General features: G+C 34.6%; 25 protein-coding genes. All 25 read left to right on the forward strand.

What is annotated here, in order from left to right:
- Positions 1-57 precede the first annotated feature (57 nt).
- The gene (locus ACI48Q_RS00195; RefSeq protein WP_474917027.1) at positions 58-294 is read left to right on the forward strand and encodes a ribosomal L7Ae/L30e/S12e/Gadd45 family protein; all 237 of its coding nucleotides are present in this window, start codon (positions 58-60) and stop codon (positions 292-294) included.
- A gap of 119 nt (positions 295-413) precedes the next feature.
- Positions 414-791, forward strand: a complete 378-nt coding sequence (rpsL, locus tag ACI48Q_RS00200) for a 30S ribosomal protein S12 (RefSeq protein WP_474917028.1) — start codon at positions 414-416, stop codon at positions 789-791.
- Between the two features lie 129 nt (positions 792-920).
- Positions 921-1,391 (forward strand): 30S ribosomal protein S7, encoded by a 471-nt coding sequence (gene rpsG, locus ACI48Q_RS00205; protein ID WP_474917029.1) that lies wholly within the window; start codon positions 921-923, stop codon positions 1,389-1,391.
- Positions 1,392-1,467: 76 nt separating this feature from the next.
- Entirely contained in the window at positions 1,468-3,525 is a 2,058-nt protein-coding gene (gene fusA, locus ACI48Q_RS00210) for an elongation factor G (protein ID WP_474917030.1), read from the forward strand.
- Positions 3,526-3,607: 82 nt separating this feature from the next.
- Positions 3,608-4,801 (forward strand): elongation factor Tu, encoded by a 1,194-nt coding sequence (gene tuf / locus ACI48Q_RS00215; RefSeq protein ID WP_474917019.1) that lies wholly within the window; start codon positions 3,608-3,610, stop codon positions 4,799-4,801.
- Between the two features lie 607 nt (positions 4,802-5,408).
- Positions 5,409-5,717 carry a 30S ribosomal protein S10 gene (gene rpsJ, locus ACI48Q_RS00220; RefSeq protein ID WP_474917031.1) on the forward strand — a complete coding sequence of 103 codons (309 nt, stop codon included), beginning with the start codon at positions 5,409-5,411 and terminating at the stop codon, positions 5,715-5,717.
- A 112-nt stretch (positions 5,718-5,829) separates the two neighbouring features.
- On the forward strand, positions 5,830-6,459 hold the full coding sequence (gene rplC, locus ACI48Q_RS00225; protein ID WP_474917032.1) for a 50S ribosomal protein L3: 630 nt from the start codon (positions 5,830-5,832) through the stop codon (positions 6,457-6,459).
- Positions 6,460-6,476: 17 nt separating this feature from the next.
- Positions 6,477-7,097 (forward strand): 50S ribosomal protein L4, encoded by a 621-nt coding sequence (gene rplD, locus ACI48Q_RS00230; protein ID WP_474917033.1) that lies wholly within the window; start codon positions 6,477-6,479, stop codon positions 7,095-7,097.
- Positions 7,097-7,393 carry a 50S ribosomal protein L23 gene (gene rplW / locus ACI48Q_RS00235; RefSeq protein ID WP_474917034.1) on the forward strand — a complete coding sequence of 99 codons (297 nt, stop codon included), beginning with the start codon at positions 7,097-7,099 and terminating at the stop codon, positions 7,391-7,393. The genes rplD and rplW overlap by 1 nt, the downstream gene beginning before the upstream one ends.
- Positions 7,394-7,450: 57 nt before the next feature.
- Positions 7,451-8,284, forward strand: coding sequence for a 50S ribosomal protein L2 (rplB, locus tag ACI48Q_RS00240; RefSeq protein WP_474917035.1), 834 nt, complete (start codon positions 7,451-7,453; stop codon positions 8,282-8,284).
- 63 nt (positions 8,285-8,347) lie between these two features.
- The gene (rpsS, locus tag ACI48Q_RS00245) at positions 8,348-8,629 is read left to right on the forward strand and encodes a 30S ribosomal protein S19 (protein WP_474917036.1); all 282 of its coding nucleotides are present in this window, start codon (positions 8,348-8,350) and stop codon (positions 8,627-8,629) included.
- 22 nt (positions 8,630-8,651) lie between these two features.
- A complete protein-coding gene (gene rplV, locus ACI48Q_RS00250) occupies positions 8,652-8,987 on the forward strand; it encodes a 50S ribosomal protein L22 (protein WP_474917037.1) in 336 nt (111 codons plus the stop codon).
- Between the two features lie 15 nt (positions 8,988-9,002).
- On the forward strand, positions 9,003-9,668 hold the full coding sequence (rpsC, locus tag ACI48Q_RS00255) for a 30S ribosomal protein S3 (protein ID WP_474917038.1): 666 nt from the start codon (positions 9,003-9,005) through the stop codon (positions 9,666-9,668).
- Positions 9,669-9,695: 27 nt separating this feature from the next.
- The gene (rplP, locus tag ACI48Q_RS00260; RefSeq protein WP_474917039.1) at positions 9,696-10,139 is read left to right on the forward strand and encodes a 50S ribosomal protein L16; all 444 of its coding nucleotides are present in this window, start codon (positions 9,696-9,698) and stop codon (positions 10,137-10,139) included.
- The gene (gene rpmC, locus ACI48Q_RS00265; RefSeq protein WP_474917040.1) at positions 10,129-10,341 is read left to right on the forward strand and encodes a 50S ribosomal protein L29; all 213 of its coding nucleotides are present in this window, start codon (positions 10,129-10,131) and stop codon (positions 10,339-10,341) included. Before rplP ends, rpmC begins: the two co-directional genes overlap by 11 nt.
- A 21-nt stretch (positions 10,342-10,362) precedes the next feature.
- Positions 10,363-10,617 (forward strand): 30S ribosomal protein S17, encoded by a 255-nt coding sequence (gene rpsQ, locus ACI48Q_RS00270; RefSeq protein WP_474917041.1) that lies wholly within the window; start codon positions 10,363-10,365, stop codon positions 10,615-10,617.
- Between the two features lie 23 nt (positions 10,618-10,640).
- Entirely contained in the window at positions 10,641-11,009 is a 369-nt protein-coding gene (gene rplN, locus ACI48Q_RS00275) for a 50S ribosomal protein L14 (RefSeq protein ID WP_474917042.1), read from the forward strand.
- Between the two features lie 17 nt (positions 11,010-11,026).
- Complete coding sequence (gene rplX, locus ACI48Q_RS00280) at positions 11,027-11,341, forward strand: 50S ribosomal protein L24 (RefSeq protein WP_474917043.1); 315 nt, start codon at positions 11,027-11,029, stop codon at positions 11,339-11,341.
- 22 nt (positions 11,342-11,363) lie between these two features.
- Entirely contained in the window at positions 11,364-11,906 is a 543-nt protein-coding gene (gene rplE / locus ACI48Q_RS00285) for a 50S ribosomal protein L5 (protein ID WP_474917044.1), read from the forward strand.
- A 15-nt stretch (positions 11,907-11,921) separates the two neighbouring features.
- Positions 11,922-12,107: a type Z 30S ribosomal protein S14 gene (locus ACI48Q_RS00290; RefSeq protein ID WP_010295312.1), complete on the forward strand. Its 186-nt coding sequence runs from the start codon at positions 11,922-11,924 to the stop codon at positions 12,105-12,107.
- Positions 12,108-12,139: 32 nt separating this feature from the next.
- Positions 12,140-12,538 carry a 30S ribosomal protein S8 gene (gene rpsH, locus ACI48Q_RS00295; RefSeq protein WP_474917045.1) on the forward strand — a complete coding sequence of 133 codons (399 nt, stop codon included), beginning with the start codon at positions 12,140-12,142 and terminating at the stop codon, positions 12,536-12,538.
- Positions 12,539-12,561: 23 nt separating this feature from the next.
- On the forward strand, positions 12,562-13,101 hold the full coding sequence (gene rplF, locus ACI48Q_RS00300; RefSeq protein ID WP_474917046.1) for a 50S ribosomal protein L6: 540 nt from the start codon (positions 12,562-12,564) through the stop codon (positions 13,099-13,101).
- A 22-nt stretch (positions 13,102-13,123) separates the two neighbouring features.
- Positions 13,124-13,486 (forward strand): 50S ribosomal protein L18, encoded by a 363-nt coding sequence (gene rplR, locus ACI48Q_RS00305; RefSeq protein ID WP_474917047.1) that lies wholly within the window; start codon positions 13,124-13,126, stop codon positions 13,484-13,486.
- Positions 13,487-13,503: 17 nt separating this feature from the next.
- Positions 13,504-14,001 (forward strand): 30S ribosomal protein S5, encoded by a 498-nt coding sequence (gene rpsE, locus ACI48Q_RS00310; protein WP_474917048.1) that lies wholly within the window; start codon positions 13,504-13,506, stop codon positions 13,999-14,001.
- Between the two features lie 13 nt (positions 14,002-14,014).
- Positions 14,015-14,194 carry a 50S ribosomal protein L30 gene (gene rpmD / locus ACI48Q_RS00315; RefSeq protein ID WP_474917049.1) on the forward strand — a complete coding sequence of 60 codons (180 nt, stop codon included), beginning with the start codon at positions 14,015-14,017 and terminating at the stop codon, positions 14,192-14,194.
- Positions 14,195-14,208 lie beyond the last annotated feature (14 nt).

Below are 14,208 nucleotides of genomic sequence, written 5' to 3' on the forward strand. Positions count from 1 at the left end.
TGATTTTTAATGCTGTATTTTATCACTTGAAAGTTACACATATAAGGGGGAAATAGTATGGTAGGTAGAATTACTGGAGAAAAAGTTGTAGGTGTAAAGCAAACAATTAAAGCACTTAAGAATAAAGAAGGTAAAACTCTTTATGTTGCTAAAGATGCAGATTTAAAATTACTTGAACCTATAATTAGATTAGCAGAAATAAACTCCCTGCCAGTTGTGTATGTAGACACTATGAAGGAACTAGGAGTACTTTGTGGAATAGCTGTTTCAGCAGCAACTGCACTTACCTTATAATTTAGCTAACAAGTAATTTTTTATATAGTATCTAGTATGGTATAAATTAGTGTTAATTTAGTTTATACTATATGATAGATAAATTAGGTTGACATTTTAAAATTTGAGGAGGTGAAATAATGCCAACTATTAACCAATTAGTAAGAAAAGGAAGAAAATCTGTTGAATCAAAATCAAATGCACCAGCACTTAAAGCTTGTCCACAAAAAAGAGGAGTATGTACTGTTGTTAAAACAACAACTCCAAAGAAACCAAACTCAGCTTTAAGAAAAATTGCCAGAGTTAAACTTGCAAATGGATTTGAGGTATCTGGTTATATTCCAGGAGAAGGCCACAACTTACAAGAACACAGTGTTGTTCTAATAAGAGGTGGAAGAGTTAAAGACCTACCAGGGGTTAGATATCACATTGTTAGAGGTGCTTTAGACTCAGCTGGAGTAGCAAACAGATCACAATCAAGATCTAAGTACGGTGCTAAGAGACCTAAGAAAAAATAGTGGGTCTAATTAAAGAGTGCTATGCCTTCGCGTTTATATAGATATACATAGATTGTTGGAGCAGAGCACTTTGCGGTAGAAATATCGAGTACCTATGAGTTAATTTAAAATGTTAAGGAGGGAAGAAAAGTGCCAAGAAAAGGATATATTGCAAAAAGAGATGTATTACCAGATCCAATGTATAATTCGAAAGTTGTTACTAAATTAGTAAACAGCATCATGGAAGATGGTAAAAAAGGAGTAGCACAAAAAATATGCTACGATGCCTTTGAAATAATAAAAGAAAAAACTGGAAAAGAGCCTCTAGAGGTTTTTGAAACAGCTATGAACAATGTAATGCCATTACTAGAAGTAAAAGCTAGAAGAATAGGTGGTGCTACATACCAAGTACCTATAGAAGTTAGACCAGAGAGAAGACAAACTTTGGGAATCAGATGGATGCTTTTAGCTTGTGAAAAAAGAGGCGAAAAGTATATGAGAGAAAGATTAGCTAATGAGTTAGTTGACGCTTCAAACAACACAGGAGCTGCTGTTAAGAAGAGAGAAGACACTCATAAAATGGCTGAAGCAAATAAGGCTTTTGCTCATTACAGATATTAATATAAAAGAACTGTTTTGGCTTTTGCCAAAACAGTTTTCTAGAATTTAAATTACTCGTAGAGAGGAGGAATTTAGCGTGGCAAGACAATACGCTTTAGAAAAATATCGTAACATAGGAATAATGGCTCATATAGATGCTGGTAAAACAACGACTACAGAGCGTGTATTATTCTATACTGGTAGAACACATAAAATCGGAGAAACCCATGAAGGTGCGGCAACAATGGACTGGATGGTTCAAGAGCAGGAGAGAGGTATAACAATTACTTCCGCTGCAACAATGTGTTTCTGGAAAGATCACGTAATAAACATCATAGATACACCTGGACACGTAGATTTTACAGTTGAGGTTGAAAGATCTCTAAGAGTTCTTGATGGAGCTGTTTCTGTATTCTGTGCTAAGGGTGGAGTTGAACCTCAATCAGAGACAGTATGGAGACAGGCGGATAAATATAATGTTCCAAGAATGGCTTATGTAAATAAAATGGATATTATGGGTGCTGACTTCTTTAGAGTTGTTGGTATGATGAGAGATAGATTACATGCTAATGCAGTGCCAATACAATTACCAATAGGTAAAGAAGATTCATTCGTAGGAATTATTGACTTAATTGAAAATAAAGCTGAAATATATAAAGATGAATTAGGTAAAGAATTTGAAATCACAGATATTCCAGAAGATATGAAAGATTTAACAGAAGAGTACAGAGGTGCAATGATAGAAGCTATCGCTGAACTTGATGAAGAGTTAATGATGAAATATCTTGATGGTGAAGATATAACAGTAGAAGAATTAAAGACTGCATTAAGAAAAGGTGTATGTAACAACGAAATAGTTCCTGTAATATGTGGTTCATCATATAGAAACAAAGGTGTTCAAATGATGATCGATGCTGTTATTGAATATATGCCATCGCCACTTGATATACCTGCTATAAAAGGTACAAATCCTGAAGGAGAAGAAATCGAAAGACACACTAGTGATGAAGAGCCATTATCTGCATTAGCATTTAAGATAGCTACAGATCCATTTGTTGGTAGATTAGCTTTCACTAGAATTTACTCAGGAGTAATGGAAAGTGGTACATATATATTAAACTCTACCAAAAATAAAAAAGAGAGAATTGGAAGGCTTGTTAAGATGCATGCTAACCATAGAGAAGAAGTTCAACAGCTTCGTGCAGGTGACTTAGGTGCTGTAATAGGACTAAAATCTACTACAACAGGAGATACACTATGTGATGAAAATCATGAAGTTATCCTTGAAAACATGGTATTCCCTGAACCAGTTATTGATGTTGCTATAGAGCCAAAATCAAAAGCAAGTCAAGAAAAAATGGGTGTTGCTTTAGCAAAACTTGCTGAAGAGGATCCAACTTTCAAGACATTTACTAATCAAGAAACTGGTCAAACAATTATATCTGGTATGGGAGAGCTTCATCTTGAAATTATCGTTGATAGACTTCAAAGAGAATTTAAGGTTGAGTGTAATGTAGGTAAACCACAAGTTGCTTACAAAGAAACAATTAGAAAAGAAGTTAAGGCAGAAGGTAAATTTGTTAGACAATCAGGTGGACGTGGACAATACGGTCATGCGGTTATTGAACTTATACCTCAAGCTGGAGATTATGTATTCGAAAATGCTGTTGTTGGGGGATCTATACCAAAAGAGTATATATCACCAATTGATGCTGGTATAAAAGAAGCTTCTCAAGCTGGTATACTTGGTGGATTCCCAGTTCTTAACTTTAAAGTTAGACTTGTTGATGGATCATACCATGATGTTGACTCATCAGAAATGGCGTTTAAAATTGCAGGATCTATGGCATTCAAAAATGCTATGGCTAAAGCAGATCCAGTGTTACTTGAACCTATAATGAGGGTTGAAGTAATTGTACCAGAAGAGTACATGGGAGACGTTATGGGAGATGTTAACTCAAGAAGAGGAAGAATCGAAGGAATGGAGCCACAAGCTGGAGCACAAGTTATAAGAGCTATGGTACCACTATCTGAGATGTTTGGATATGCAACAACATTAAGATCTAGAACTCAAGGTAGAGGAAACTACAGCATGGAGTTTGCTGCATATGAAGAAGTTCCAAAGAGTATTCAAGAGACAGTAATTAAAAAATAATATATTAAATAGCTTATTTAATTTAATATAAAAAATAAAAGATAAATTCTTTAATGTTTATATTTAAGGAGGAAATAAGAAAATGGCAAAGAGTAAATTTGAAAGAAATAAACCGCACGTTAATATTGGAACAATAGGACACGTAGACCACGGTAAGACAACATTAACAGCTGCAATCACAAGTGTATTAGCAAACAGAGGATTTGCTGAGGCATTCAAATATGACGAAATAGATAAAGCACCAGAAGAGAAAGAAAGAGGAATCACAATCAACACATCACACGTTGAGTATCAAACAGAAACAAGACATTATGCACACGTTGATTGTCCAGGACACGCTGACTATGTTAAAAACATGATAACAGGAGCAGCACAAATGGATGGAGCTATACTAGTAGTTAGTGCAGCAGATGGTCCAATGCCTCAAACAAGAGAGCACATCCTACTAGCATCAAGAGTAGGAGTACAATATATAGTTGTATTCTTAAACAAAGCAGATATGGTAGATGATCCAGAATTATTAGAATTAGTAGAAATGGAAATCAGAGAGCTATTAAGCGAATATGACTTCCCAGGTGATGATATTCCAATAATCACAGGATCAGCATTAAAAGCATTAGAAAATCCAACAGACGAAGAGTCAATAAAATGTATCCTAGAATTAATGGAATCAGTAGATAACTATATCCCAACTCCAGAGAGAGCAACAGATAAGCCATTCCTAATGCCAGTAGAGGATGTATTCACAATCACTGGAAGAGGAACAGTTGCAACAGGAAGAGTTGAAACTGGAATACTTAAAGTTGGAGAAGAAATTGAAATCGTAGGATTAAGCGAAGAGAAAAGAAAAACAGTTTGTACAGGCGTAGAAATGTTCAGAAAGTTACTTGATGAAGCAAGAGCTGGAGATAACATCGGAGCATTACTAAGAGGAGTACAAAGAACAGACATACAAAGAGGTCAAGTTTTAGCAAAAACTGGATCAGTGCAACCACACGTTAAGTTTGTAGGTCAAGTATATGTACTTAAAAAAGAAGAGGGTGGAAGACATACACCATTCTTTGATGGATACAGACCACAGTTCTACTTCAGAACAACAGACGTAACAGGATCAATCAAATTACCAGATGGAATGGAAATGGTAATGCCAGGAGACCACATTGACATGAACGTAGAATTAATCACTCAAATCGCAATGGATGAGGGATTAAGATTCGCAATCAGAGAAGGTGGAAGAACAGTAGGTTCAGGAGTTGTTACTTCTATAATAAAATAGTTATAATAGCTACAACTAAAAAGATAATTAATGTTAAAATAAATTAATGATTAAATCTAAAATATTTTAGTAAACAGTGTACACTTAAAAAGCCTAGGCAATTATAGAGAGAGGGGGACGCCCTTCTCTCTATTTTTTAATGCATAAATAAAATATCAAGGTGAAATATCTATAAATTCAAAAAATTACTTCTATAATAAATACTATTGTAATAATAAAAAAAATTTTGTAAAATAATTAATTATAAGATAGGAATTAATTATTAGCTAGTAGGATATAATAAAAAATGTATATTAATTACAATTAATTACATATATATTTCCGGTAATTCAATAGTAAAGGCTATGATTAAATTTAAATAAAAGCACTTGTCAAAGGATTTAAAATAGTGTATACTATAGAAGTTGCAATGTAGTAACAGCGATGAGGTAAGAGGTTGCCGGACTTCCGGGGAATTCTTAACCGAGCATGTCCTAATCAAGAATTGGGCGACGGGGTCTGTGTTATTCTTTGTGTGCGTGTTAAAATGAAACACACGGAGCAGTTTACAGAACATCCGCTGTTGTACGTGAGAAGTAATAGCGTGCGATGAAAAGGAGGGAATAAAATGTCAAAACAAAAAATAAGAATAAGACTTAAGGCGTTTGATCACACAATACTTGATCAATCAGCAGAAAAAATAGTTGAAACTGCTAAATCAACAGGAGCAAAAGTAGCTGGTCCAGTACCTCTACCAACTGAAAAAGACATAATCACAGTATTAAGAGCTCCACATAAATATAAGGATTCAAGAGAGCAGTTCGAAATCAGAACTCACAAGAGATTAATCGACATATTAAGTCCATCACCAAAAACTGTTGATGCATTAATGAGATTAGACTTACCAGCAGGCGTTGATATCGAGATAAAATTATAGTCGTACATATGATATATACATATTGTATAGAGAAGAGTACGAATAATAGATTAGTATAACTAACTGTTATGATCACTGTGGTGATCCGCTAATAAGTAGGAGGTGTATTTACATGAAAAAAGCTATAATGGGTAAAAAACTTGGAATGACTCAAATATTCGATGAGAATAGAAAAGTTGTGCCAGTAACTGTTGTAGAAGCAGGTCCATGCGTAATTATCCAAAAGAAAACTATGGAGAACGATGGATACGAGGCAATAAAAGTTGCTTTCGGAGATATAAGAGAGAATTTAGTGAATAAACCAAAAAAAGGTGAATTTACTAAAGCTGGAGTTTCAGTTAAGAGACATATAAAGGAGTTTAGATTAGAAGATGTAAGCTCATATGAAGTTGGAACTGAAATCAAAGCAGAAATTTTTGCTGCAGGAGATAAGATCGACGTATCAGGAATTTCTAAAGGAAAAGGATTTGCTGGTGTTATTAAAAGATGGAATTTCCACAGAGGACCAATGAGTCACGGATCAAAATTCCATAGAGCAGTAGGATCCATGGGAGCTTCATCAGATCCATCAAGAACATTCAAGAATAAGAAGATGCCAGGACATATGGGAAATGTTAATACTACAGTATTAAACCTTGAGATTGTAAGAGTAATTCCAGAAAAAAATATAATCCTTGTAAAAGGTGGAATACCAGGACCAAACAAAGGTTTAGTAGTAATAAGAAATGCAGTTAAGGCTTAAAGAAAGGAGGATGCAGAATGCCTACATTAAAAGTGTATAACATAGAAGGAAAAGAAGTTGGAGATATCCAATTAAATGAAAGCATTTTCGGAGCTGAAATAAGCACAGAATCAATGCATCAAGTTGTATTAGCTCAATTGGCTAATAAGAGACAAGGAACACAAAGTGCTAAAACTAGAGCAGAAGTACGTGGCGGTGGAATTAAGCCATGGAGACAAAAAGGAACTGGTAGAGCAAGACAAGGTTCTATTAGAGCTCCACAATGGATTCACGGAGGTATTGTATTTGCACCAAAACCACGTGATTACAGAGTTTCAATTCCAAAGAGCATGAGAAGAACAGCTATGAAATCAGCATTAACTTCAAAAGTTCAAGATAACGAAATGATAGTATTAGAAAGCTTAAATTTTGAAGCACCAAAAACTAAGGATATGATAAAAGTTCTTAATGCTTTTGAAGCAAAGAAAACATTAATCGTTGTAGCTGAATCAAACGAGAATGTTTATAAATCAGCTAGAAACATTCCAGGAATAACTGTGTTACCAGTAAACAATTTAAATGTTTATGACATATTAAAGTATGAAAAATTCATGGTAACTAAGGATGCTGTATCAAAAATTGAGGAGGTGTATGTATAATGAAAATGACTAGCTATGATATAATAAGAAAGCCTGTTATAACTGAAAAGAGTATGGCTGCTATGTCAGATAAGAAATATACTTTCATCGTTGACATACACGCTAACAAAGTTCAAATAAAGAATGCAGTAGAAGAAGTATTCGGAGTAAAAGTTGACGACGTTAAAACTCTAAGAAACTTAGGAAAAGTTAAGAGAGTTGGAGTTCACGTTGGTAAGAGAGCGGACTTTAAAAAAGCTATTGTTACATTAACAGAAGATAGTAAAACAATAGAATTCTTTGAAGGAATGCAATAATAAATAAAGCGAGTATTGGCTAGAGCCAGATAAGCTACTAAGAAGGAGGGAAACCTAATGGCAGTTAAGAAATTTAACCCTACCACACCTTCAAGAAGAAATATGACTATGGCAACATTTGAAGAAATCACTACAAACGTACCAGAAAAGTCACTTCTTGTAAGCAAAAAAAGAACTGGTGGTAGAAATGCACAAGGTAAAATAACTGTTCGTCACCATGGTGGTGGAGCAAAACAAAAATATAGATTAATAGACTTTAAAAGAACTAAAGATGGTATACCAGCTAAAGTTTCAACTATAGAATATGATCCTAACAGATCTGCATATATCGCATTAGTTGTTTACGCTGATGGAGAGAAGAGATACATAATAGCTCCTGTTGGATTAAAAGTTGGGGACGTTATAGTATCTGGACCAGAATCAGATATAAAAGTTGGTAATACTCTTCCAATATCTAACATACCAGTTGGTACAGTAATTCATAACATAGAATTACAAGTTGGAAAAGGTGCTCAATTAGTTAGATCAGCAGGTTCTTCAGCTCAATTAATGGCTAAAGAAGGAGAATATGCTCAAGTAAGACTTCCAAGTGGAGAAGTTAGATATGTAAGAATAAACTGCAGAGCTACAATCGGAACAGTTTCAAACTTAACTCATGAGATTGTTAACGTAGGTAAAGCAGGAAGAACGAGACATATGGGTATCAGACCTACAGTAAGAGGTTCTGTTATGAATCCTAACGATCACCCACACGGTGGTGGAGAGGGAAGATCTCCAATTGGTCATCCAAGTCCGCTTACTCCATGGGGTAAACCAGCACTTGGATACAAAACAAGAAAAACTAAGAAATACTCTGATAAATTTATTGTTAAGAAAAGAAACAGTAAATAGCTAGAAGAGAAATTTATTCTCTTCTAGGTTATCTATATGTTGTATGAAGGGAGGCCACTAATAGTGAGTAGATCAGTAAAAAAAGGACCTTATGTACAAGAATCACTTTTAAATAAAATAGACGAAATGAATAAAGCGGGCGAGAAAAAAGTTATAAAGACTTGGTCAAGAAGCTCTACAATATTTCCACAAATGATAGGACACACAATAGCTGTTCATGATGGAAGAAAGCACGTGCCAGTATATGTACAAGAAGATATGGTAGGACATAAGCTTGGTGAATTTGCTTTAACTAGAACTTTTAAAGGTCATATCGCTAAAGAAAAATCAAGCAAAGTGAGATAGTACAGAAAGGAGGAAACTAACAATGGAAGCTAAAGCTATAGCTAAATATGTAAGAATGTCTCCTATGAAAGTTGGGATCGTTCTTGATTTAATTAGAGGAAAAGATGTAAATGAAGCTTTTGCTATATTACAATACACTCCAAAAGACGCAGCTGTTGTGATTAATAAAGTATTAAAATCAGCTGTTGCTAATGCAGAGAATAACATGAACTTAGATAGAAACAGATTATATGTTGCAGAAGCTCATACGGGAGCAGGTCCAACATTAAAGAGATTCAGACCTCATGCTCAAGGTAGAGCATTTAGAATACTTAAAAGAACTAGCCATATAACTCTAGTAGTTAAAGAAAGAGCATAAAGGAGGGATTAAACAGTGGGTCAAAAAGTACATCCACACGGCCTAAGAGTTGGTGTGATTAAAGATTGGGACGCTAAATGGTATGCAAATAAGAAAAACTTCTCTGACAATCTAGTTGAAGACAATATGATTAGAGAATACTTAAAGAAGAGATTATTTGCAGCTGGAATAGCTAGAATAGAAATAGAAAGAGCTGCTAAAAGAATAAAGCTTAATATACATACTGCTAAACCAGGAATGGTTATCGGTAAGGGCGGTCAAAGTATAGAAGAGTTAAAAGTTGAGCTTAAAAAATTAGTTGGAGACAAAAATGTACTAATAAACATAGTGGAAGTTAAAAGTCCAGAAAGTAATGCTCAATTAATGGCTGAAAATATAGCTGCTCAATTAGAAAAGAGAATATCTTTCAGAAGAGCTATGAAACAAACAATCCAAAGAGCTATGAAAACAGGCGTTAAAGGTGTTAAAACTGCTTGTTCAGGTAGACTTGGTGGAGCAGAAATTGCTAGAACTGAGCAATATCATGAAGGAACAATTCCACTACAAACTTTAAGAGCTGATATAGATTATGGATTTGCAGAAGCAGATACAATTTACGGAAAAATCGGAGTAAAAGTTTGGTTATATAAAGGTGAAGTTCTTCCAACTAAGAAAGTTCAAAAGGAAGAAGCTAACGCATAATAACGTGTAAGGAAGGAGGAATTTGACATGTTAATGCCTAAAAGAGTTAAACATCGTAAGGTACAACGTGGCAGAATGAAGGGTAAAGCTACTAGAGGTAACTTTATCGCTTATGGAGATTTTGCTTTACAAGCAACAGAGTGTGGTTGGATTACAAGCAATCAAATCGAATCTGCCAGAATAGCTATAAATAGATATGTAAAAAGAGGAGGAAAGGTTTGGATAAAAATCTTCCCTGATAAACCAGTAACAGAGAAACCAGCAGAAACTCGTATGGGATCTGGTAAAGGTTCACCAGAATACTGGGTAGCAGTAGTAAAACCAGGTAGAGTATTATTTGAAATAGCTGGAGTTTCAGAAGAAGCTGCTAGAGAAGCTATGAGACTAGCATCTCACAAATTACCAGTGACAACAAAGTTTGTTACTAGAAGAGATTTTGAGGAAATGGGTGGTGAAATCAATGAAGGCTAATGAATTAAAAGAGTTGAGACAAAGTACTCCTCAAGATTTAAACGCAAAATTAGCTGATCTTAAATCAGAATTATTTAACCTTAGATTTCAGTTAGCTACAGGACAGTTAGAAAACCCAATGAGAATAAAAGAGGTTAAAAAGTCTATAGCCCAAATTAAAACCATCCTTAGAGAAGAAGAAATAAGGGCTTTTGAGCAGTAATACTGAAAGGAGGTTCATCTTGTGGAAAGAGGAAATAGAAAAACTAGAATAGGTAAAGTTGTTTCCGATAAAATGGATAAGACTATAGTTGTTGCAGTTGAAACAAAGGTAAGACATCCATTATACGGAAAAACAGTTAACAGAACTACAAAATTCAAAGCTCATGATGAAAATAATGAAGCTAGAGTTAATGATAGAGTATCAATAATGGAAACAAGACCTTTATCTAAGGATAAAAGATGGAGACTTGTTGAAATCATGGAAAGAGCTAAATAGTTAACTGAAAGGAGGGTATTTACATGATACAACAACAGACATTATTAAAAGTAGCAGACAATTCTGGTGCTAAAGAAATAATGTGTATTAGAGTGCTAGGTGGTTCTAAAAGAAAATGGGGAAACATCGGCGATGTAATTGTTGCTAGCGTTAAAAGTGCAACACCAGGTGGAGTTGTTAAAAAAGGTGACGTAGTTAAAGCAGTTATAGTTAGATCAGTAAAAGGTTTAAGAAGAGCAGACGGGACTTATATCAGATTTGATGAGAACGCAGCTGTTATTATAAAAGAAGATAAAAATCCTAGAGGAACTCGTATATTCGGACCTGTTGCTAGGGAGCTAAGAGATAAAGAATATAATAAAATTTTATCTTTAGCACCTGAAGTACTATAGGATAGGAGGTTGCTAGAATGAAGGTTCATGTAAGAAAGAAAGACACTGTAATGGTTATTTCAGGTAAAGATAAAGGTAAGACTGGAGAAGTATTAGCCGTTTATCCTAAAACTGGAAAAGTTCTTGTTAAAGACGTTAACGTTGTAACAAAACATCAAAAACCAAACAAACAAAATATGCAAGGTGGAATAGTTCATATTGAAGGAGCTATAAACAGTTCAAAAGTTATGTTATACTGCGAAAAATGTAAAAGTGTAACTAGAATAAGTAATAAAGTACTTGAAGATGGTACAAAAGTTAGAGTATGCAAAAAGTGTGGAGAAACATTTTAGTTTGCGAAAGGAGGTTTAACCAATGGTTACAAGACTACAAGAGAAATATAATAACGAAGTAGTTCAAGCTATGATGGATAAGTTCGGATACAAGAATATTATGGAAGTACCAAAGCTTGAAAAAATAGTTATCAACATGGGTGTTGGAGAAGCTAAAGACAACTCTAAAGTTTTAGATTCAGCTATGAGTGATATACAATTAATCACTGGACAAAAGCCAGTATTAACTAGAGCTAAAAAATCAGTAGCGAACTTTAAATTAAGAGAGAATATGCCAATTGGATGCAAAATTACATTAAGAAAAGAAAAAATGTATGAGTTTGCTGACAAGTTAATGAATATAGCATTACCTAGAGTTAGAGATTTCAGAGGAGTACCTTCTAAGTCATTTGACGGAAGAGGAAATTATGCCCTAGGAATTAAAGAACAATTAATATTCCCTGAAGTTGAGTATGATAAAATCGACAAAGTAAGAGGAATGGATATAATATTTGTAACTACTGCAAAGACAGACGAGGAAGCAAGAGAATTATTAAGGTTCCTTGGAATGCCATTTGCTCAATAATAAGGAGGGAATAGAGTGGCACGTAAAGCTTTAATAGAAAAATGGAAAAAAGAGCCTAAGTATTCAACTAGAGCTTACACTAGATGCAGATTATGTGGAAGACCACATTCTGTTTTAAAGAAATTTGGTATTTGCCGTATATGCTTCAGAGAACTTGCTTATAAAGGACAAATTCCTGGATGCAAAAAGGCAAGCTGGTAATAGAAACATCATATCGAAAGGAGGCACAATAAATGAATATGACAGATCCTATCGCAGATTTGCTAACACGTATAAGAAATGCAAATGTGGTTAGACATGAAATAGTAGAGGTTCCTTCATCAAACATTAAGAAAGCTATTGCAAATATAATGCTACAAGAAGGATATCTTAAAAATATAGAAGAGTATCAAGATGGAACTGTTTCAATGTTGAGACTTACAATGAAATATGGTCAAAACAAAGAAAGAGTTATAACAGGATTAAAGAGAATATCTAAGCCAGGACTAAGAGTATATAGTGGAAAAGAGGATATTCCAAAAGTGCTAAACGGACTAGGAGTTGCTATAATATCAACATCTAAAGGTTTAGTAAGTGATAGAGAAGCAAGAAATTTAGGATTAGGCGGAGAGGTTATCTGCTATATCTGGTAGTTTATTGAACAGGAGGTGCGATTATGTCAAGAATAGGAAGACTTCCAATAGCTATACCAAGTGGTGTAACTGTTACAGTAACACCAGACAACATTGTTACAGTTAAAGGACCTAAGGGTGAATTAACTAGAACAATGGCAAGAGATATTAACATAGCTATAGAGGATAGCGCAGTGGTTGTAACAAGACCAAGCGACGTAAAAGAACATAGAGCTCTACATGGATTAACAAGAGCATTAATAAATAACATGGTAGTTGGAGTAACTGATGGTTTCTCTAAGACATTACAACTAGTTGGTGTTGGATACAGAGCAGCACTAAAAGGAAAAGGATTAGCTTTAAGCCTTGGATTTTCACATCCAGTAGAGGTAGAAGCTGTAGAAGGAATTACGTTTGAAACTCCTGATGCTAATACTATAATAGTTAAGGGTATAGACAAAGAATTAGTTGGAGATATTTCAGCTGATATAAGAAGTTGGAGAAAACCTGAGCCTTATAAAGGAAAAGGTATTAAATACTCTAATGAAGTTATCAGACGTAAGGAAGGTAAGACTGGTAAGTAATAGATAGGAAGGAGTGAATTACATGTTCAACAAAGCTGATAGAAAGCTATCAAGAGAAAAACGTCACCTAAGAGTTCGTAAAAAAGTTCATGGAACAGCTGAAAGACCAAGATTAGCTGTATATAGAAGTGAAAAAAATATTTACGCTCAGATAATAGATGATGTAGCAGGAAGAACATTAGTTTCAGCATCTAGTTTAGATAAAGACTTTGCTATCAAAGTTGGAAGTAATAAAGAAGCAGCTAAATTAGTTGGTGAAATGATAGCTAAGAAAGCTGTGGAAGCAGGAATTACTGAAGTAGTATTTGATAGAGGCGGATATATATATCACGGAAGAGTGCAAATGCTTGCTGATGGCGCAAGAGAAGCAGGTCTTCAATTCTAAAAAAAGGAGGGAAATACATGAAAATAGATCCTAGCACACTTGATCTTAAGGAGAAAGTTGTACACATAAATAGAGTTGCTAAGGTTGTTAAAGGTGGTAGAAATTTCAGATTCAGCGCACTAGTAGTTGTTGGTGATGAGAACGGACACGTTGGTGTTGGAATGGGAAAATCTATTGAGATACCAGAGGCAATCAGAAAAGGTATTGAAGATGCTAAGAAAAATATCGTTAAAGTTGAGTTAGATGGAACAACAGTACCACATACAATAGATGGAAGATTTGGAACTGGAACAGTTCATATTATGCCAGCTGCAGAGGGTACAGGAGTTATCGCTGGAGGTCCAGCTAGAGCAGTTCTTGAATTAGCAGGATTAAAAGATGTTAGAGCTAAATCATTAGGTTCTAATAATCCAAAGAACATGGTTAGCGCTACAATTAACGGATTATCAAGATTAAGAACAGCAGAGCAAGTTGCAAAACTTAGAGGCAAAACTGTTGAAGAAATTTTAGGATAGGAGGGGAATTACCTTGGCTAAAGTTAGAATAACACTTGTTAAGAGTATTATAGGTAGAAAGAAAGATCATATTGCTACAGTAGAGGCTCTTGGATTAAAGAAAATAGGAAAAACTGTTGAGCACGAGGCTACTCCTCAAATTAAAGGTATGATAAATAAAGTAAGTTATCTACTTCAGGTAGAAGAAGCTTAATCTAAGGAGGTGTA

This window comes from Clostridium sp. LXY-7, from assembly GCF_056172015.1.

What these genes read in the sequence shown, in the direction of transcription:
- tuf (WP_474917019.1), top strand. Translation starts at nt 3,608, where the DNA reads ATGGCAAAGAGTAAATTTGAAAGAAATAAACCGCACGTTAATATTGGA.
- rplV (WP_474917037.1), top strand. Translation starts at nt 8,652, where the DNA reads ATGGAAGCTAAAGCTATAGCTAAATATGTAAGAATGTCTCCTATGAAA.
- rplR (WP_474917047.1), top strand. Translation starts at nt 13,124, where the DNA reads ATGTTCAACAAAGCTGATAGAAAGCTATCAAGAGAAAAACGTCACCTA.
- rplP (WP_474917039.1), top strand. Translation starts at nt 9,696, where the DNA reads ATGTTAATGCCTAAAAGAGTTAAACATCGTAAGGTACAACGTGGCAGA.
- rpsJ (WP_474917031.1), top strand. Translation starts at nt 5,409, where the DNA reads ATGTCAAAACAAAAAATAAGAATAAGACTTAAGGCGTTTGATCACACA.
- rpsL (WP_474917028.1), top strand. Translation starts at nt 414, where the DNA reads ATGCCAACTATTAACCAATTAGTAAGAAAAGGAAGAAAATCTGTTGAA.
- rplB (WP_474917035.1), top strand. Translation starts at nt 7,451, where the DNA reads ATGGCAGTTAAGAAATTTAACCCTACCACACCTTCAAGAAGAAATATG.
- rplD (WP_474917033.1), top strand. Translation starts at nt 6,477, where the DNA reads ATGCCTACATTAAAAGTGTATAACATAGAAGGAAAAGAAGTTGGAGAT.
- rplW (WP_474917034.1), top strand. Translation starts at nt 7,097, where the DNA reads ATGAAAATGACTAGCTATGATATAATAAGAAAGCCTGTTATAACTGAA.
- rpsH (WP_474917045.1), top strand. Translation starts at nt 12,140, where the DNA reads ATGAATATGACAGATCCTATCGCAGATTTGCTAACACGTATAAGAAAT.
- ACI48Q_RS00195 (WP_474917027.1), top strand. Translation starts at nt 58, where the DNA reads ATGGTAGGTAGAATTACTGGAGAAAAAGTTGTAGGTGTAAAGCAAACA.
- rplE (WP_474917044.1), top strand. Translation starts at nt 11,364, where the DNA reads ATGGTTACAAGACTACAAGAGAAATATAATAACGAAGTAGTTCAAGCT.
- rplC (WP_474917032.1), top strand. Translation starts at nt 5,830, where the DNA reads ATGAAAAAAGCTATAATGGGTAAAAAACTTGGAATGACTCAAATATTC.
- rpmC (WP_474917040.1), top strand. Translation starts at nt 10,129, where the DNA reads ATGAAGGCTAATGAATTAAAAGAGTTGAGACAAAGTACTCCTCAAGAT.
- rplN (WP_474917042.1), top strand. Translation starts at nt 10,641, where the DNA reads ATGATACAACAACAGACATTATTAAAAGTAGCAGACAATTCTGGTGCT.
- rpsE (WP_474917048.1), top strand. Translation starts at nt 13,504, where the DNA reads ATGAAAATAGATCCTAGCACACTTGATCTTAAGGAGAAAGTTGTACAC.
- rplX (WP_474917043.1), top strand. Translation starts at nt 11,027, where the DNA reads ATGAAGGTTCATGTAAGAAAGAAAGACACTGTAATGGTTATTTCAGGT.
- rplF (WP_474917046.1), top strand. Translation starts at nt 12,562, where the DNA reads ATGTCAAGAATAGGAAGACTTCCAATAGCTATACCAAGTGGTGTAACT.